Annotated in this window: 14 protein-coding genes; 9 read left to right on the top strand and 5 right to left on the bottom strand. The window is 71.3% G+C overall.

Going from position 1 to position 18,436, the window contains the following annotated elements; all coding sequences use genetic code 11:
* Positions 1–72 precede the first annotated feature (72 nt).
* Together C5508_RS03500 and C5508_RS03495 are read left to right on the top strand one after the other, a co-directional pair.
* The gene (locus C5508_RS03500; protein ID WP_104523564.1) at positions 73–1,014 is read left to right on the top strand and encodes a polysaccharide lyase; all 942 of its coding nucleotides are present in this window, start codon (positions 73–75) and stop codon (positions 1,012–1,014) included.
* A gap of 158 nt (positions 1,015–1,172) precedes the next feature.
* Positions 1,173–2,060 carry an ATP-grasp fold amidoligase family protein gene (locus tag C5508_RS03495; protein ID WP_104523563.1) on the top strand — a complete coding sequence of 296 codons (888 nt, stop codon included), beginning with the start codon at positions 1,173–1,175 and terminating at the stop codon, positions 2,058–2,060.
* 30 nt (positions 2,061–2,090) lie between these two features.
* Here C5508_RS03495 and C5508_RS03490 read toward each other — a convergent pair whose 3' ends face one another.
* On the bottom strand, positions 2,091–3,386 hold the full coding sequence (locus tag C5508_RS03490) for an MATE family efflux transporter (RefSeq protein ID WP_104523562.1): 1,296 nt from the start codon (positions 3,384–3,386) through the stop codon (positions 2,091–2,093).
* 73 nt (positions 3,387–3,459) lie between these two features.
* Entirely contained in the window at positions 3,460–4,779 is a 1,320-nt protein-coding gene (locus C5508_RS03485; RefSeq protein WP_104523589.1) for a UDP-glucose dehydrogenase family protein, read from the bottom strand.
* Positions 4,780–5,133: 354 nt separating this feature from the next.
* Here C5508_RS03485 and C5508_RS03480 point away from each other — a divergent pair, with 354 nt between their 5' ends.
* The 5 genes from C5508_RS03480 (at position 5,134) to C5508_RS03460 (ending at position 12,203) form a co-directional block, all read left to right on the top strand.
* On the top strand, positions 5,134–6,666 hold the full coding sequence (locus tag C5508_RS03480) for an O-antigen ligase family protein (RefSeq protein ID WP_104523561.1): 1,533 nt from the start codon (positions 5,134–5,136) through the stop codon (positions 6,664–6,666).
* 118 nt (positions 6,667–6,784) lie between these two features.
* On the top strand, positions 6,785–7,753 hold the full coding sequence (locus tag C5508_RS03475; RefSeq protein WP_113684637.1) for a glycosyltransferase: 969 nt from the start codon (positions 6,785–6,787) through the stop codon (positions 7,751–7,753).
* Positions 7,750–8,835, top strand: a complete 1,086-nt coding sequence (locus C5508_RS03470; protein ID WP_104523559.1) for a glycosyltransferase family 4 protein — start codon at positions 7,750–7,752, stop codon at positions 8,833–8,835. The genes C5508_RS03475 and C5508_RS03470 overlap by 4 nt, the downstream gene beginning before the upstream one ends.
* Positions 8,836–8,939: 104 nt before the next feature.
* Entirely contained in the window at positions 8,940–10,499 is a 1,560-nt protein-coding gene (locus C5508_RS03465; RefSeq protein WP_198597836.1) for a polysaccharide biosynthesis tyrosine autokinase, read from the top strand.
* Between the two features lie 150 nt (positions 10,500–10,649).
* A complete protein-coding gene (locus C5508_RS03460) occupies positions 10,650–12,203 on the top strand; it encodes a sugar transferase (protein ID WP_232796892.1) in 1,554 nt (517 codons plus the stop codon).
* Here C5508_RS03460 and C5508_RS03455 read toward each other — a convergent pair.
* Positions 12,197–13,420, bottom strand: a complete 1,224-nt coding sequence (locus tag C5508_RS03455; protein WP_198597835.1) for a glycosyltransferase family 4 protein — start codon at positions 13,418–13,420, stop codon at positions 12,197–12,199. The two genes, C5508_RS03460 and C5508_RS03455, sit on opposite strands and share 7 nt — an antisense overlap.
* Positions 13,421–13,564: 144 nt before the next feature.
* Positions 13,565–14,455 (bottom strand): ATP-grasp fold amidoligase family protein, encoded by an 891-nt coding sequence (locus C5508_RS03450; RefSeq protein WP_157943953.1) that lies wholly within the window; start codon positions 14,453–14,455, stop codon positions 13,565–13,567.
* Positions 14,456–14,643: 188 nt separating this feature from the next.
* Between C5508_RS03450 and C5508_RS03445 the strand changes: the two genes are divergently transcribed.
* Both C5508_RS03445 and C5508_RS03440 read left to right on the top strand, forming a co-directional pair.
* Positions 14,644–15,411, top strand: a complete 768-nt coding sequence (locus C5508_RS03445; protein WP_198597834.1) for an arsenate reductase/protein-tyrosine-phosphatase family protein — start codon at positions 14,644–14,646, stop codon at positions 15,409–15,411.
* A 206-nt stretch (positions 15,412–15,617) separates the two neighbouring features.
* Positions 15,618–16,883, top strand: a complete 1,266-nt coding sequence (locus C5508_RS03440) for a hypothetical protein (RefSeq protein WP_104523555.1) — start codon at positions 15,618–15,620, stop codon at positions 16,881–16,883.
* Positions 16,884–16,898: 15 nt separating this feature from the next.
* Here C5508_RS03440 and C5508_RS03435 read toward each other — a convergent pair whose 3' ends face one another.
* Positions 16,899–18,404: a sugar transferase gene (locus tag C5508_RS03435; RefSeq protein WP_104523554.1), complete on the bottom strand. Its 1,506-nt coding sequence runs from the start codon at positions 18,402–18,404 to the stop codon at positions 16,899–16,901.
* Positions 18,405–18,436 lie beyond the last annotated feature (32 nt).

Genomic DNA, 18,436 nt, shown 5'->3' with positions numbered 1-18,436 from the left:
CGTCGCAGAGTCCGGACGCCGTCGGTGCTCTAGCTCCCTCTTTCCCCGAGAACCTGTCGCGAAGGGCTCGCTGTGACACGACGACGCCGGCAGTTCCCACTCGTTCTCGCGGCCGCCACCGTTCTGCTCGTCACCGGGTGCGGATCCGAAGATCCCCGGCCACCGGCGGACACGGTCTCCACGCCCATCAGCAGCTCGGAGGCGCCGGCGTCCGAGCTGCCGGCCGCGCCGTCGCCGGGCGGCGGCGACGGCGGCGCCACGTCGTCGCCGGGAGCGGACCCCTCGACCGCCGGGGTGGACGACGAGCACGAGTGGAGCTACGCCGACGGCACCCTCGCCGCGTGGAGCGAGGTCCAGGTCGCCAGGCCCGAGCAGGTCGAGGTCGTCGACGACCCGGTGCGCCCCGGCTACGAGCACGCGGCGGCGTTCACCGCAGGGCCGGGCGACCACACCTTCGGGGTCACCACCACGATCCGCGGCGAAGTGCGTTCCACGGTCGCCGAAGCCGGCGCTCCGACCGAGGGCGACGTGCAGTGGTACTCCTGGTCCAGCTATTTCCCCGAGGACTTCGAGTGGGACGGCGAGGACGAGTTCCTCATCTACACGCAGTGGCACCAGGAGGCCAACAGCGGCTCCCCGAACGTCGACCTGTGGGTCACCGACGGGGACGACCCGGAGATCCGGATGTCGGTGCGCGGCGGGCTGCTCGGGGAGGAGGTCTCGCAGTACACCGCCGTGTACGACCTCGGCCCGCTGGTGGTGGGTGAGTGGTTGGACCACGTCGTCCGGATCGAGTGGTCCTCGGACCCGGAGGAGGGGGACACCCGGGTGTGGATCGACGGCGAGCAGAAGGTGCACGCCGTCGCGGCCAACCTGTACCAGGGCCAGAGCGTGTACTTCAAGCAGGGCATCTATGCGGCGAACAACACCGACCGCGAGCACACCGTCTACTTCACCGACGCCCGCCGCGGCCCCTCCGAGAAGAGCGTGGCCCTGGAGGACGCAGCGGACTGAGGGAGCCGGCGGGGCGCCGGTCATCCGTCCGGTGCCGCCCCCTGCCGCCGGAGGTATCCTGCACCGGCTCGTGCCGTGACTCGTCTGCCGACAGCGTCGCACGGCGGGCCAAGGCTGAATCGCTGGTGTGGCACGACGTGGTGCCCGGAAGGCAGGGGATGTCGAACAAGGCCTCGGACCCGCGGGCGCGGCTCTTCGACGCGGGGCGCACGGCGTACTACCGGGCGATGAGCGCCCTCCCGCTTCCTGCGCGGCGTCGTCTGCTCTACGCCGTCAAGCACCGCCGCTTCCCGCGGGTGCGCGATCCGCGCACCTACACGGAGAAGATCAACTGGCGGATCCTCCACGACCGGCGCGACCTCCTCGTGCGGACGTGCGACAAACTGGCCATGAAGGAGTACGCGGCGGAGCGCGCCGGGGACCTGGTGCGCATCCCGGAGACCTACTGGCACGGCGTCGACCTGCGGGAGCTGGCGGACGTCGAACTTCCCAGCGCCTGGGTGCTCAAGCCGACGCAGGGCACGATGCGGGTGATCTTCGGCGCCGGTGCGGCCGACGTCCCGGACCTCCTCCGGAGGACCGCCGGATGGCTCGACGAGTTCAACTCCGAGGTCCTCGGTGAATGGGCCTACAGCCGGGCGGAGCGTCAATTCCTGGTGGAGGAGTTCATCGGAGCGCCTGGATCGTCCCCGGACGACTACAAGATCTTCGTGTTCGACGGGGAGCCCCGGCTGGTCGAAGTGCACCAGGGGCGGTTCACCCAGCACGTGGAGCGCATGTACACCTGCGACTGGGAGCCGCTCACCGTCACCAACCGGTCGTCGCTGGCCCCCGTGGTCGACCGGCCCGAGACCCTGGACCGGATGCTCGCCGCTGCCGCCGCCCTGGGAGCGGGTTTCGACTTCCTCCGAGTGGATCTCTACAACGTCGACGGCGTCGTCTGGTTCGGGGAGACCAGCCCGTACCCCTCCAGCGGCCTCGCGCCGTTCAGCCCGCGCAGCTTCGACCGTCAGCTCGGCGACTGGTGGACGCTGCCGGCACTCTGATCCCGGCCCGGGGTCCCGTCCGGCCTCTCGTCACGGAGCGGCGGGCAGCGCTCCGGCGACGGGGTCGTGCCCGGATGGAACAGGAGCCGGATCGGGGTCCTTCTCGGCGACGGAGCCTGATCCGGCGCGGATCACCCGGACGGCGGCGATCCAGCTGACCAGGGACATCGCCGCGGCAGCGACGAGGATCCCGACCATCAGGCCCGTGCGCCCCCACAGTGCCGTGAACAGGATCGGGACGACGAGCGCTATCGGAGTCACGATGACGCGCACCCACAGCGCCGCACGGGTGTTGCTGGAGCCGCGCAGTGCGAGCAACGCCCCGTGGGTGATGCCGAACAGGACCATCTGCACGCTCACGGCGGCCACGAGCAGGCCCGACCCCCACGACGGGCCGAACAGGGCCCGCCCGGCGTCCTCCGGCAGCAACGCGAGCGCACCCCCGTAGACGACGGCGACCCCGGCGAGCGCGGCCGAGGCGAATCGGCCGATGCGCAGGGCGACGGCCCGGCCGGACGGGGAATCGACCGCGCCGGCCACCATCGGCAGGCAGATGACGGTCGCGGCCGCGACGGTGATGTTGAGCGGGCCGTTGGCCACCTGGGCGGCCTTGAAGGAACCGAGCAGCGCCGTGCTCGCCACCAACGGCAGGAGGAACACCGTCAGCTGGGAGGCGCCGTTGGAGAGGGCGAAGTCGCCGAGCAGCGGGCCGGACACCGGCCAGATCTCCCGGAGCCGCCGGCGCAGGTGCAGTCGCGCGAACCGGACCCGGAGCAGCAGGAGCCCGAGCAGGTTCGCCAGCAGGGCCCCCAGCACCCACAGGCCGAGGACGGCAGCCGTTCCCGAGATGACGTCCGTGACGGCCAGGACCGTGGCCACGACCATGACTGCCAGCCAGACGCCGTCGAGGAGCACCACCCGGCCCGGCTGGTCGGCCAGGAAGCCGACGTAGCGCAGCGCGTCCTGCAGGAGCAGCACCGGGAGCCCCAGGAAGAAGACGGCCCAGGCGGCGTCCAGGGGGGTGAGGAGCAGCGCGAGCCCGATCGGGATGCCGAGGGCGCCCACCGCCGTCGCGGACAGCGCGGCGATCGAGTGGACCGGTGCGTCCTTGAGCGTGTTGTGCTGCGTGATGAGCAGCGGGTCGAGAACGGCTGCGCGGGTTCCGCCCAGGAGTAGCCAGTAGATGCTGTAGATCAGCGCGAACTCGCCGAACACCGCTGCGCTCACGCCCGAGGCGATGGACACCGACAGCAGCATGTTGCTGGCGCTGGAGATCCCCTGATCGGCGAAGGTCAGCGCCCGGCCGGCGAGCTTTCCCCCGCGCAACGCCCGGCCGAGGCGCCCCCGCCTGGGGGAACCGGCCTCGAGGGCGCTTTCGGCTGGTCTGTGCACGGAGCCGTCAGCCGGCGCGCCGGCCGAGGGCCCGGTACGCCCATCCGGCGGAGGTCCATGCGTCGCGGTCGAGCGCGTTGCGGCCGTCGAGCACCCGCTTCTGTCGCACCACCTTGCCGAAGGCGACCGGGTCCAGCTCGCGGTACTGCTTCCACTCGGTGAGCACCAGGACGGCGTCCGCGCGCTCGGCGGCCTCCTCGGCGGAGTCGGCGTAGTCCAGCTGCGGCCAGAGCCGCCGGCTGTTCTCCACCGCCGCGGGGTCGGTCACCCGCACCACCGCGCCCTGCAGCTGCAGCTGGGCGGCGACGTTGAGCGCGGGGGAGTCGCGGATGTCGTCGCTGTCGGGCTTGAAGGCCGCGCCCAGGACCGCCACCCGCTTGCCCAGCAGCGACCCGTCGCAGACTTCCCGGGCGAGCTCGACCATGCGGATCCGACGCCGCATGTTGATGTTGTCGACCTCGCGCAGGAAGGTCAGGGCCTGGTCGGCACCGAGCTCGCCGGCGCGGGCCATGAAGGCGCGGATGTCCTTGGGCAGGCAGCCCCCGCCGAAGCCGAGCCCGGCGTTGAGGAACTTCCGGCCGATGCGGTCGTCGTAGCCGATCGCGTCGGCGAGCAGCTTCACGTCCGCGCCGGTGGCCTCGCACAGCTCCGCCATGGCGTTGATGAAGGAGATCTTGGTGGCCAGGAAGGAGTTCGCCGCCGTCTTCACCATCTCGGCGGTGGCGTAGTCGCTCTCGACCTTGGGCGTGCCGCGCTCCACGATGGTCGCGTACACCTCGTCGAGCAGCGCGCGGGCGGTGTCGCCGTCCGGCCCGGCCGGCAGCCCGTAGACCAGCCGGTCGGGGTGCAACGTGTCCTGGACCGCGAAGCCCTCGCGGAGGAACTCCGGGTTCCAGGCGAGCAGTGCCCCGGGCACCTTGCTCGCCACGAGTTCCGCCAGCGCGGCCGCCGTCCCCACCGGAACCGTCGACTTCCCGACGACCAGTTCGCCCGAGGCGACGACCCCGAGCAGGGACTCGACCGCGCCCTGCACGTACCGCATGTCGGCGGCGTACTCACCGCGCTTCTGCGGGGTGCCGACGCAGACGAAGTGCACCGACGCGCCGGCGGCATCGGCGAACTCGGTGGAGAACCGCAGCCGCCCCGTCCCGAGCGTGCGGGACAGCAGCTCCTCGAAACCGGGCTCGAAGAACGGCGCCTTCGCCTGCGACAGCAGCTCGATCTTGGCGCGGTCGACGTCGATCCCGACGACGTCGTGGCCGAGCTCCGCCATCGACGCTGCGTGCACGGCTCCCAGGTAGCCGCAGCCGATGACCGAGATCTTCATGCAGTACTCCACTTGTCAGACTGATGTGTGTGGCATGTCCGCGAGCCGGGGTCTCCGTTGCCCGCCACAGGGCACCCGCCATGTTCGGCCACGGAATGCCGGAATGGCCAGCCAGAACCGGCCCGGTAGCCCGACATGGTGGTGATCGGTTCGGATCCGGCACTGCTCCCGTTGCGGAGCGTGATCATCAGCGCGGTCGGCGCGGTGTGCGTCACACCCCGTCAGGGGCCCGGACGTGCCGTTTTCCTGGGCTGGTTTGCCCGACCGTGGCATCCTCGGGCCTCGGCGCTCTGTGACGCTCCGTCCCTTCGGCGGCGTTCAAGGACGGCACGAGTCGTACGGGAGGAGGCGGGAATGGGCGATGCGCTGACCAGGAGCATGGCGCGCACCCTGGTGCCCGCTGTCGTCGCGGTCGTCGTCCTTACCGTCGCGGCCGCGTTCGAGCCGGTGCTGGTGCTCGTCGCCGTGCTCGGCCTGCCGATCGTCGCCTGGGGTTTCCTGCGGCCCAAGCGCTTCGTGGCGGTCGCGCTGCTGGTCTGCCTGTTCGGCAAGTCGGCGGCCGTGCTGACCGACGTCGCAGCGGTGGACCTGGCCGACGAGGCGGTGATCGCCGCGTCGCTGCTGGTCTGCCTCGGCCCCCGGCTGCTCCGGGGCCAGCCGATCAGGACGTTCCCGGGCTTCGGCTGGTTCGTCGTCTTCCTCGTCCTGGGCGTGGTCAGCGCGCTCGCCGCCGACGTGCCGCCGGTGGTGCTGGGGGCGGGCACATCGCTGGCAGCGAAGGGCATCCTGCTCGCCCTGGCCATCGCGCAGATCCAGTGGACGACATCGGACGTCCACCGCCTGGCGCGCGGTGGTGTCGTCGTCCTCCTCTTCATCATCGCCTGCTCGCTGGTCAACCTCGCGATCCCGCAGACGTGGCAGCTGCTGATCGGCAACATCGACACGGTCAGCTACCGGGCCTCGATCCCGTCGCTGATCGGGCCCTTCGTGGAGCCCGGGACGCTGGGCCTGATGGCGGCCATGGGCTTCCTCGCGGTGGTCGCCTGGAACACCGCCGTCGGCTCCTCGCGCACCACCGTGCTGCTGTCGATCGGCATGGCGCTGGTGGCCGTGTTCTCCTTCCGGCGCAAGACCTGGCTGGGCATGATGGGCAGCTTCCTGTGGCTCAGCTCGCGGGCACGCCGGCCCGGCGTGTTCGCGACCGCGGTGTTCACCGTGCTCGGCATCGTCGTGGTGTTCGCCTCGACGTTGAGCAACGCGATGACGGCCCTCGTGTCGACCTACGTCGACCAGTCCGAGGGCACGGCAGCCCGGACGGTGATGACCACCGACTCCTTCTACGTGGCTCTCGACTACTTCCCGCTCGGTGCCGGGTTCGGCAGGTTCGGCTCGGAGACGGCGTCGGAGTACTACAGCCCGATCTACCTGGAGCGCGGCTACCAGCACATCTGGGGTCTCTCCGAGGCCGCGGGGAACGACCTGTTCCTGACCGACACCATGTGGCCGGCGATCCTCGGTGAGGCCGGCATCTTCGGCACCCTCGCGTTCGTGCTGGCGCTGGTCGCGATCTTCCGGCGGCTCCGCAGCCTCTCCTTCGACGAGCGGCCGATCGTCCGCTGGCTGGGGCTGACCGGTATCGCCTGGATCGCGCAGTACCTGCTGGAGTCCACCGGCAACCCGGTGTTCGTCTCCCCGCCGTCCTACGTGCCGCTGTTCCTGCTGGTGGGCCTGCTGGGCTCGTTCGGGAGGAAGCAGCAGGCATCCGAGGCGGACGCGACGGACATCACGCCCGAGCAGGAACCGGTGGCAGCCGGGATCGGGAAGGGGCCGGCCGAGCCCCGGGACGCCGAGGGGGCGGGAAGCCGGGCGCCGGTTCCGCTCCGGTGAGCGGTCCCGTCAGGCCTTGTGGCGAAAGATGCCCACGAAAAGGACCCCGAGCCGTGGGCGCTCTACGCTCCTGGATGTGTCAGCTCAGGGCGACGAGTACCGAACGGCAGGTGAGACGGTGGATCTGTCCACCGCATTCCGCGGCAAGCGGGCGCTCCTCGTCGCCTCGACGGGAGGCCACCTGGCGCAGATCGTGCGCTGGTCCGAGGTGCTGGAACTGCGCCCGGACTCGGTCTTCGCCACGTTCCCCTCGGAGCAGAGCCGATCGCTCCTGCACGGTCGCAGCGTCGTCCTCCTCGACTACGTACCGCCTCGCGGCGTCCGGCAGACGCTCCGCGCGGTCGTCCGGCTCTACCGGCAGACGCGCCGCGAGCAGTTCGACGTCGTCCTCAGCACCGGCGCCGCGATCGGCCTCGCCGCCTACGTGATCGGCAAGGTCCGGCGGATACCGGTCGTCTACATCGAGAGCGTCTCGCGCTTCGACGGCCCATCGGCCACCGGCCGCATCCTCGAACGCCTCCCCGGGGTCGAGCGCTACAGCCAGCACGCCTCCTGGGCCGATCGGCCCGGCTGGCGGCTGGGTCCCTCGCTGCTGGACGACTTCGCGGTCGTCCCGGTGCCCGATCCCGTCGTCCGGGAGGAAGGCGCCCCGCGCAGCATCTTCGTCAGCCTGGGCACCATCCAGCCGTTCCGGTTCGACTCGCTGGTGGACGCCGTGCGCGACCAGCTCCGTCCCGGCGACACGGTCACGTGGCAGCTGGGCGCCACGGACCGCGACGACCTCCCGGGCGAGGTGAACCGGGAGCTGGGCGCCGAGGTCTTCGACCGGCTCGTGGCCGACAGCGACGTGTTCGTCACCCATGCCGGCGTGGGCACGCTCCTGCGAGCACTCGAACTCGGCGTCCGGCCCCTGGTCGTCCCCCGGCGCGTCGAGCGCGGGGAACACGTCGACGACCACCAGCTCCAGGTGGTCCGCGAGCTCGCCGAGCGCGGGCTGGTACTGCTCCGGGATCCGCAGGACCTCCGGACCGACGACCTCGACCCGCCCGACGTCGTGATCCGCCGAGCAGGGGGCGGGACATCGTGACCGCCGGGGCGCGCAGCGCCCTGCGCGTGACCCAGATCGGCAACGCGTCCCAGGGCGCCGGCGGTGTGGCCTCCGTGGTGCGCACCATGAACTCGTGGGCCGACCCGGACCTCGAGGTCCGGGAGTGGCCGACCTACTGGCACGGGAACCGCCGCCGCACGCTGACGTCCTTCGTCCGGACGGCGCTGCGCGTCGTGTTCGCGCCGACGAGTTCCACCGACGTCTGGCACTTCCACCTGACCCAGCAGGGGTCGTTCCTCCGGGAAGGACTGCTGCTCGGGATCGCCCGCCGGCGCGGCGTCCACTGCACCGTCCTGGTGCACGGCTCGCAGTTCGTCGCCTTCGTGCGCGAGCACCGCCGGCTGGCCGGCCGGGTGCTGCGGTGGCCGTCGGCGGTGTTCGTGCTGACCGACCCGGCGTCCGACGTGCTGGAACCGCTGGGCGTGCCGACGATCAAGGTCGCCAACGCGGTGCCGGTCGACGACGAACCGTCCTCCGACGCGCGCTCCGGGTTCGTCTTCGCCGGTGAGGTCGGGCTGCGCAAGGGCGCGGACGTCCTGCTCGAGGCCTGGGCCGCGGCGCAGGTGACCGGCCACCAGCTCACCGTCTTCGGGGGTCTCGAACCCCGCTTCGACCTGCCGGCGCCCCTTCCCGACGGCGTCGTCGTCGAGGGTTCGGTCGAACCGGCCGAGGTGCTCGCCCGGCTGCGGACCGCGGTCGCCCTCGTCCTGCCCAGCCGGGCCGAGGCCATGCCGATGAGCATCCTGGAGTCGATGAGCCTGGGGACGCCGGTCATCGGCACGGACGTCGGCCAGGTGGCCGAGGTGATCGGTGACACGGGTCTCGTCGTACCACCGGCCGATCCGCTGGCCCTGGGAGCGGCGATCCGCCGGATCGCCGACTCGCCGGACATGGCGCGGCAACTGGGCCGGATGGCCCGGAAGCGGGTGCAGGAGCGGTACTCGACGGACGCCGTCAAGCACACCTTCGTCACGTACTGGACGGCGTGCGTGGCGGGGTCACATCCGCCGGGCACCGCGACGTCGAACCCTGAGCGCGGCACGCAGGGGAACTCGGCCTAGCAACTGCTCGGTCGGGGGTGGCGCCCGGCACCATGAACGGCGCCGTCGTAGAAAGGCTGCACCTGGCACCCGTGCGGGGGTCGGATACCGGAAACGAGGAATCAGTGGAATTCAGAGACACGATGGCGGCGCTCCGGGCCGGGTGGTTCCTGCCCGTGATCGGGCTCCTCCTCGGCGGAGCGGTCGGTGCCGTGACCGCTCTGCTGATGACGCCGACGTACACCTCCGCCACGCAGCTGTTCGTGACGTCGACGGATGCGACGTCCACCGCCGCCGCCTTCCAGGGCAGCCAGTTCTCCCAGAACCGGGTCACGTCCTACGTCCAGCTGCTCACCAGCGAGCGGCTGGCCGACCGGGTGATCTCGGATCTCGAGCTGGAGCTCTCCCCGCGGGAGCTGCAGGAGAGGATCGAGGCCTCGGTGATCCCGGACACCACGGTCCTGGACATCGTGGTCACGGATTCCTCGCCGGAGCGCGCCCGGGACCTGGCCGCCGCCATCGCCAGCGAGTTCACCCTCCTCGTGGAAGAGGTGGAGACGACCACGACGACGCCCACGGACCCGGCAGAGCCTCCGGTGACGACGGTCCCCGTCAAGGTCACCGTCCTCGACAGTCCCGAGGTGCCCACCTCGCCCGCGTCGCCGAACCTCTACCGGAACATCGCCGTCGGCCTGGTGATCGGACTGGTCGTCGGCTTCGCCAGCGCGTACTTCCGGGTGCGGCTGGACCGCTCGGTGCGGGACCCGAAGGTCGCCTCCGCCGTGGCGGGTGCGCCGGTGATCGGTGTCGTCACCCGTGACCCCCACCTCGCCAAGGAGCACGTCCTGGCGCGGCACAGCCGGTCCGCGGCCGCGGAGAGCTTCCGTCAGATGCGCACCAACCTGCAGTTCCTGAACGTCGACCAGCCGCCGCGCGTGATCATGGTGTCCAGTTCGGTGGCAGGGGAGGGCAAGAGCACGGTGGCGGTCAACCTGGCCATCAGCCTGGCCGAGGGCGGTCACCGGGTGGCCATCGTGGAAGCGGATCTGCGGCGTCCTCGGGTGACCAAGTACCTGGGTCTGGTGGACGGGGCCGGCCTCACCAGCATCCTGTCCGGTGCCGCAGACCTGGGAGACGTCCTGCAGACCTACGGCAACGGCAACCTGTCCGTGCTCGCGGCGGGGTCGATCCCGCCCAACCCGAGCGAACTGCTGTCATCGTCCCGGCTCGCCGGCCTGGTCGACGACCTGCGGGCCCGCAACGACTTCGTCATCTTCGACACGCCACCTCTGCTGCCCGTCTCCGACGGCAGTGCGGTCGCCGTGGTCATGGACGGGGTCGTGCTGACCGTCCAGCACGGGAAGACCCGGCGCGAGGAACTGGAGCAGTCGGCGGCGGTGCTGACCCGGGTCGGGGCGAAGACGCTGGGCGTCGTGCTCACCGTCGTGCCGCCCTCGGCCGACGCGTCGAGGGTGTACGGCTACGACTCCGACGTCCCCGTCCCCGTCCCCGTCCCCGCATCCGAGGCCGCGGCACCTGCGCGTGCCCCGCGGGCCGCGCCGACGCCGCCGGCGGAGCAGGGTACGGCCACCAAGAAGCGCCGGGCGGCTCGGCGGCCCAGTGGTCCGCCGAGCGGGGACGCGGTGGCGTCGAAGACGAAGCCCTCCGGCGCGACCAGACGGTGACATTCCGGTTCCTGACTCTGCGTGACCGTCCGTCGCCATTGCGTACTGTGACGGATTTCGTGTTAGGTCTTTGACCCGCGTGGTTACTGTGGGTTGACGTGGCTCGGGCAATGCCGCCCATCACCCTGCGCTCTGGACGCGCTGGGCCCAGTGCTGCTGACGCCGGAACAACGACCTGATGCACGGGGGTGCAGGATCTCCATCCATTCGCGCGAGGGCGTTTTCACCGACGGCCTCGTCAGGACCGGCTCCCGGCTCTCCCTCATCCGGCGCCTCCGCGGTGAGGGGACGAGTGCCCGTCGCGCCTGGCGGTCGGCCTACGTCCGCGACATCATCCTCGGCGATGCCGTCTGCGTCGTCCTCGCGTCGGTCATCGGCTACTTCGTCCGGTTCGGCACCTACGCGGAGGGTGCGACTGCGGACTCCCTCTGGGCCGCGGTGCTCCTGCCCGTCCTCTGGCTGGCCGCCATGCACGTCGGGCGCACCTACGAGGAGCGTTTCCTCTGGGTGGGGCCCGACGAGTTCCGGCGCGTCTTCGACTCGGCCGTGCTCCTGTTCGCCCTCGTGGCCGCGGTGGCGTGGGGCCTGGACCTGGATATCTCGAGGGGCTTCGTCGTCGTCACGATTCCGCTGGCGACGCTGCTGACCCTGCTGCAGCGCTACTGGCGCAGGCAGCGGCTGCACCGGGCCCGCACCGACGGCGCGTTCCAGCAGACGACGGTCGTGGTAGGGCATCGGGGCGCCGTGGCCTCGCTGCACGCCCAGCTGGAGCGGGCGGCCTACCACGGTTACCGGGTGATCGGCTGCTGTCTCCCGGGCGGGCGTGACGTCGACGGCTCCGCCGACTTCCAGGGTCTCCCCGTGCTCGGCGCGATCGACGAGGTGGTCGACGTCGTCCATCGGTACGAGGTCGACACGGTGGCGGTCATGCCGTGCCCCGAGCTGGACGGTGCGGCGCTGCGCCGGCTCGGCTGGGAACTGGAGACGACCGAGGCCGAGCTGCTGCTCGCGCCCGCCGTCACCGAGTTCGTCGGTCCGCGCGTGGGCATCCGGCCGGTGTGCGGGCTGCCGCTGCTGCATGTCGAGCGGCCCGAGCTGCGCGGCGTGCGACGGCTGGGCAAGGCCGCCGTCGATGGCGGTCTGGCAGCGTTGGCGCTGGCCTTCACCTTCCCGTTGTTCCTCGGCATCGCGCTGGCGGTCAAGACCACCAGCCGCGGGCCGGTGCTCTTCCGGCAGACGCGCGTCGGCCGCGACGGGCAGACCTTCTCGATGCTCAAGTTCCGGAGCATGGTGCATCGTGCCGACCAGATGACCGATGTGCTCACGGCCGCCAACGACGGCAACGGGGTGCTCTACAAGAGCAAGGCCGACCCGCGGGTGACCCGGGTGGGCCGGGCACTGCGCCGGTACTCCCTCGACGAGCTGCCCCAGTTGCTCAACGTGCTGCGCGGCGACATGAGCCTGGTCGGTCCGCGGCCGCCGCTGCCGAGCGAGACCGAGCGCTACGGCGCCGACATGCGCCGGCGCTTCCTGGTGAAGCCGGGCATCACCGGTCTGTGGCAGATCAGCGGGCGCTCGGATCTCTCCTGGGACGATTCGGTGCGCATCGACGTCCGCTACGTGGAGAACTGGTCGCTCAGCTTCGACCTCATGATTCTCTGGAAGACCGTCGGGGCCGTCGTCCGCGGTCGCGGTGCCTACTGAGCGCGGTTGCCGCTCCCGCCGACCGCTCGACCGGCCGTCTGCACCCACAGCGCCCGGATGTCCTCGTACATGGAGCGTGCGTCGAAGCCTCGCATCCAGGTGTCGTAGGCCGAGCGGGCCATCGCGTCGTGCAGCGGCTCGTCGTCCAGCAGCCGGCGTAGCTGCTCGGCCAGGGCGTCGGTGTTCCCCGGCTCGACGAGAAGACCGTTCACGCCGTCGGTGACCGCTTCCTCCATGGCGCCCACGGGCGTCGTCACACACGGAACGCCCTGTGACATGGCCTCGATCACCACCATCGGGAGCCCCTCCGCATGGCTGGGCAGCGCCAGGACGTAGGCCTCGCCCAGCAACTCCTGGGACCTGGCCCGGGACAGCGCGCCCACGTAGCTGATCCGGCCCGGTCGGGCGCGGGCGGCCTCCTCCACCTGGCGGACGACGTCCGGCTCCGACGGGGACGGAGGGCCGGCGAGCACCAGTTCGGCGTCCGGGACGGCGTCGAGCTGCTCGAAGGCCTGCAACAGCTCCGGCACGCCCTTCCGTGCGCCGATCTGGCCGAGAAAGACCACCCGCTTCCGGCGGTCCGCGGGCCAGGGCACGACGGGTGCGGCCCCACCCGCGACGCCGTTGTGGACCACATGGATCTTCGACCGGGGGACGGAGAGCTCGTCGGCGACGAGACGTGCCCACGGTTCGCCCAGGACCACGACGTAGGCGGCGCCGTGGAAGAAGCGCTCGACCAGGCGCTTCCGGGCCGGTGCGGATGAGGAGAGGAAGGCGGCGTACCCGGCGCCGTGCAGGTGGATCCCGTAGGGCAGCCGGCGCAGCGAGCACGCCCGGGCGACGGCCGCCTTCCGCCAGGTGCTGCCGCGGGAGGCGACGTGGAGATGGGCGACATCCACGCGGGCGGTGGCCGCGCCGAGCAGGACACGGGCGAACCGAGCGCCGCGCCGCGGCGGCGAGCCGATTCCGCCGGAGTCGACGACGCGAAGGTCCACGGGCGAGGCACTCTGTTCGTTCTGGGTGACGAGCTCGGCCACGACGGACGCCATCCCGCCCGGCTGGTCGACCGTCGGTCCCACGTTGAGTACTCGTATCACGGTGCGGTCGCCGCCGGCCGGGTACGGGGGGACCTCGCCGAACCAGATCGAGCCGTGCACGTCGTAGAGATCGACGCGCATGACACCGAAGGGGCGACCGAGCACCTCGGCCGCCCACACCTGTCCTCGAAGTCCTCCGAGTCCACCTGGATCACGCCGACCTTGCGGTGCGACGCGGCTGTTCCGCGGCATGCCCAGCGCTTGCGGGAACGGCTGGAGGTCCGCTGACGGACCTAGGCCCGTCGTGTGCGGTGGGGGTGGGAATCACCGGCCCGAGACGGTGCTGAGACTCGGCAGGGTCCACTGCTCACCGAGGTAGCGGTCGAACTGGCGCGGTTCGAACGGGATCGTGCCGCCGGCGGGATACGGCGTGAGCTCACCGAGCCAGACCTTGCCCCGCGTGCTGTAGAGGTCGATCCGCATGAAGTCGTAGGCGCCGCCGAGCGCTTCGGCCGCGTGCACCATGGCGTCCAAGTTTTCCGGCGCGGGTACCTGCTCGCCGATCGACACGATGTCCGCGACGGGAGCGGGCTGCCAGTCGCGGGTGTAGAAGGTGCGCGCGTGGCCGCTCGTGAACCTGCCGCGATCCACCTGGATCACGACGACCTTGCCGCCGAACACGAGGAACTTGTAGTCGTCCAGCGGCTCCCCTGCGGAGATGTCCTCCTCGATCACGTACAACTTCCGCGCCTGGCTGTAGGCCCACTCGCCGAGCAGGACGCTCTGGTCGTCGCGCAGCCATGTCCTGGTCGACTCCACCAGCTGCGCGTCGACCGGCTCGGAGGCGCGCCCGAACCGGACGAGGCCGCTCCGGTGGTTCGGCTTGAGCACCCACGGGCGGTGGAAGGTCCGGCCGAGCACGGCGCCCAGGTCGTCGCCCGACCACAGCGTCTCGGGCACCTCGACGCCGGTCTCCTGGTGCAGACCCATCGCGTAGTCCTTCATCGCGAGCTTGTCGCAGGTCCACGCCAGTTCCGGTCGGCGGTCGTGGACGATCCGCCAATTGATCTTCTCCGTGAACAGGCGTGGCTCACGGAGGCGAGGCAGTCGGCCGTGGCCGGCCAGATAGAGATAGCGCCGTCTGGCGGGCAGGGGAAGCAGGCTGGCGATCGTGCGGTGCACGGGTCGGAGGGACTCGCGGAGAGTCGTGTTCATCCCGCTCCGGGGCATCGTCGGTCCTTCTCGCGGTAGCGGGCGTGTCGGAAAATGGGTGGCCCCGGGCGCACACTCGAAACGTCAATGTTCCATGAATGTTGCCTCGCGCCTAGTCCGCGCCATCCATTGGGAGGAGTCCACCCCCACGGAGGTGTCGAGGAACCCCCACGGCCCGCCACACTCGAGCCGTGCCCGAACGAGAGATCTCGACAACCCCCTTCACCGTTCTGCTGGTGTGCACGGGCAACATCTGCCGATCCGCCCTCGGGGAGCGGCTCGGGCGTGCCTATCTGCACGAGGTCCTCGGGACGGCGGCGGGCGACATGCGCCTGTCCAGCGCCGGCACGCGAGCCCGCAGCGGCTCGGGGATGCATCCCGACACCGCGCTGGTCCTGGAGGGCCTGGGTGGGAAACCCGCCGGATTCACGGCCCGGCAGCTCGAGGCGGGCATGGTCGCCGAGGCCGACCTCGTGCTCACTCTCACGCGCGAGCACCGTCGGACGGTGCTCGAACTCGTTCCGCGTGCGCTGTCACGCACGTTCACCCTGCGGGAGGCGGCGGCCCTGCTCGATGTCGTCGACGGCGAGCGCCCGATGGGGGAGAACTTCGGGAGTCGGGCACGCGCACTGGTCGCCGCCCTGGCGGCGGCACGCGGCCGGCGCAGCGGCGGGGACGACGACGACATCGCCGACCCGATGGGCCGACCGATCGAAGCTCATCAGGAAGTGGGGCAGGTCGTGGCCGAGGCGCTGCTCCGGGTGCTGGGCGGGCTGATCGCGGAGCACCCTGGGCTCGACTCCTCGACCGCCGCCTCGGTCACCGCCTCCTTCCTGCACGAGGCCCGCACCGACCCGCTCCCCGATGACGGCCCGGCCGGTGATCGCCGGCCGGAGCCGCGCCGTCGCATGCGACCGTTCGGCCTTCTCGGCCGGCGCGGGGCCGGCGCCGAGAAATGACACCGGGCGTGGCGTCCTGGCGGCTCACTGTCCATTCCCGCCCTGAGCTGCTGGAACCGACCGGGCGAGCCGCACCCACCCGTCCGCCGCAGGGAAACGTTGAGTCGAATGGTCCTTGCGTTACGTAACCGTGATGCTACCGTCGGTTTGTGTCACGAACCGGTAGCAGACAGTGGTGGAGTAGTGGCCGTCGTGGCCGCTCGTGGGTGCAACGGCTGATCGCGTTCCTCGTGCTCGTGTTCTCGATGCACCAGGTCGTGCCTGGCGAGAAGGCCGGGGTGGTCGCGAGCCAGCAGGCCGGCGTCGCCGACAGCTCCGCCGCAGGTGCCGGCAAGGGCAGCCAGACCGGCGTCGCCGGTTCGTCCGGCGAGGAGGCGCCCGGCGCCGCAGGCCCGGCGACCGGTTCCGCGATCGAGCCGGAGGAGGAGCAGGCGGCCAACGCGGCCGGAGCCCGTGCCCAGGCGGGCGCCCGGGCGCAGGGCCTGGCCGCCGAGGCGGAGGACGAGGCCGCCCCGGCTGCCCCGACCAAGCCGGCCGCCCCTGCTGCCCGGCAGAGCAGCAGCCCTCCCGTCACCCCCGGAAGTGGCACCACCGCCGCCACGACGCCGGCGACCGCTGCCGCCGCTGGAGCGCTCAGCTGGGCGCCGCCGGCCGGCTGGAAGAACTACCCGGTCACCCGCATCACGTCGACGACCTCCGTCACCACGGTGGGCGCCCGGGGTGGGGACGTCCGCATCGAGCTGGACCCGTCCCGCCCGGTCGCGCCGTTCATCATCGCCAACTGTCGCAACGCCGTCATCATGGGCGGGCAGATCGACGTCCTCCCGACCGCGCGGATCGACGGGAACGACCAGCGCGCCATCTACATCCACAAGTGCACCGGGACCGTGCACATCGAGGGCGTCCTCATCAACGGCGCGGTCGACGGCTCCCAGGCCGACGGCATCGCGGTGAACGCGCCGGACGCCGTCGTGCAGATCCAGAACGTGCGCATGGAGGCCCTGCGCGGCACCTACTCGGTCAACCACGCCGATGTCTTCCAGCCCTGGGGCGGTGTGCGGGAGTTCCGCATCGACCGCCTGACCGGCTCGACGAACTACCAGGGCATCCAGGTGCGACGTGACCTCGGAGCCATCGGACGCGGCACGATCAGGAACGCGAACGTCGGCAGTTCCGAGGTCACCCCGATCGACCGCGGGGGACAGTTCATCAGGATCGAATGCGGTGTCGGTAGCTATCCGTTGGCGCTCGACAACGTCTACATCGCCGGCCGTGCGGGCCGGTCGTTCGGCACCAGCGTGTGGCCGCAGAGCGACGACCGAAGCTGCCCGGCGGTCATCAAGGACGGGGTCGCCTCGTGGCCGTCAGCGCCGAAGGTGGCCGGAGGCGTCCGCGAAGGGCGGCCGGCGACGGGGGATTTCGTCCCGGCGGGTTCCGTCGGGCGGGGCTACACCTCGCCGGGTTACCGGTGAGCTGAGCGGGTCGGCTCAGTAGGCGCCGTCGCCCTTCAGGACGGCGCCTACTGTCCGCCACAGGATGGTCAGGTCCATCAGCAGCGACCAGTTGTCCACGTAGTGGACGTCCAGGCGCACCGAGTCGTCCCAGGACAGGTTCGACCGGCCGCTGACCTGCCACAGCCCCGTCAGCCCCGGCTTGACCACCAGCCGGCGGTTCATCTCCACACCGAACCGCTCGACCTCCGACGGCAGCGGCGGTCGGGGCCCGACGAGGGACATGTCCCCCTTGAGGATGTTGAGCAGTTGCGGCAGTTCGTCCACGGAGTAGCGCCGCAGGATCCTGCCCACCCGGGTGACCCGGGGATCGTGCCGCATCTTGAACAGCACCCCGTTGCCGTCGCTCATCGGGGCCAGCCGGGCGACGAGGCGCTCGGCGTCGGGCCGCATGCTCCGGAACTTGAGCATCGCGAACCGGCGTCCGTCGCGGCCCACCCGTTCCTGGCGGAAGAAGACCGGGCCGGAGCTGTCGAGCTTGACGGCGAGGGCCGCCGCCACGAGGAGAGGCGCCAGCACGACGAGGAGCAGAGCGGCAGAGGTGCGGTCGAACGACTCCTTGACCAGCCGCCGCATCCCTCGTAGTTCCGGGCGCTCCATGTGCAGGAGCGACAGCCCGCACACAGGTCGCACGCGGATGCGGGGACCGGCGACCTCGGACACCGACGGGGCGAGGAGCAGGTCGGCCCGGGTCTTCTCCAGCTCCCAGCCCAGCCGGCGCAGCGCCGAGCCGTCCAGTTCGGGTGAGGGCAGTACCGCCACCGTGTCCACCTCGTAGCGGCGGACCACCTCGATCACGTCCTCGGGTCCGCCCAGCACCGGCAGCCCGTCGAACGTCTCCCGCGCGCCCGAGGCGGACGGCAGGCAGCAGCCGATCACGCGGTACCCGTGGCTCACGTCGCGGTGCAGCTGCTCTCGCATCGCCACGACCCCGTTCCGGTGCCCGACGAGCAACGTCGTCTGCTGGAACCTGCCGTGCACCCGCTGGCGGCGCAGCCACCACCGGTGGGCCTGACGGCTCGCGAGCGTCAGGAGGGTTGCCAGTGGGAGGGCGACGACGACGAAGCCGCGGGCCACCTCGAGCTCGAGCCCCCACGACACCGTGCCCACGAGGGCGAGCAGCAGCGCGGCGGCGAAGAAAACCCGGCGGAACTCCTCAGGTCCCTCCCACAGGAACCGGCTCTCGTAGCTGGCAGCAACCAGCATCGAGAAGACCCAGACGGCCGGCAGCGTCACCGCGATGACCAACGACGCGGTGGAGATCCCGCCCTCGGTCGGGCCGAAGCGGGCGAGCAGCCCCACCCCCGCGGCCGCGGACGCGCAGAGGGCGTCCCACAGGACGAGGCGTCTGACGAACGGGCCGCGCCACGCACGGCGGGCCACGGTGCCCGCACCGCGCAGCCGGTCGGCCGCATTCGGCCGGTCGGATCCGGGATACGCACCGGGGACGGTGTGCTGGGAGCGGATGGCGTCACTGGTCATGGAGCAGGTCCTCGGTGAAGCACGGGGCCCGG

It is taken from the genome of Blastococcus atacamensis, from assembly GCF_002938425.1.
Classification (GTDB): Bacteria; Actinomycetota; Actinomycetes; order Mycobacteriales; family Geodermatophilaceae; genus Blastococcus; species Blastococcus atacamensis.
This window is presented reverse-complemented; position numbering and strand designations above follow the sequence as displayed.

Coding starts and splice junctions, on each gene's coding strand:
- C5508_RS03495 (WP_104523563.1), top strand. CDS start 1,173: ATGTCGAACAAGGCCTCGGACCCGCGGGCGCGGCTCTTCGACGCGGGG.
- C5508_RS03485 (WP_104523589.1), bottom strand. CDS start 4,779: ATGAAGATCTCGGTCATCGGCTGCGGCTACCTGGGAGCCGTGCACGCA.
- C5508_RS03480 (WP_104523561.1), top strand. CDS start 5,134: ATGGGCGATGCGCTGACCAGGAGCATGGCGCGCACCCTGGTGCCCGCT.
- C5508_RS03450 (WP_157943953.1), bottom strand. CDS start 14,455: ATGAACACGACTCTCCGCGAGTCCCTCCGACCCGTGCACCGCACGATC.
- C5508_RS03435 (WP_104523554.1), bottom strand. CDS start 18,404: ATGACCAGTGACGCCATCCGCTCCCAGCACACCGTCCCCGGTGCGTAT.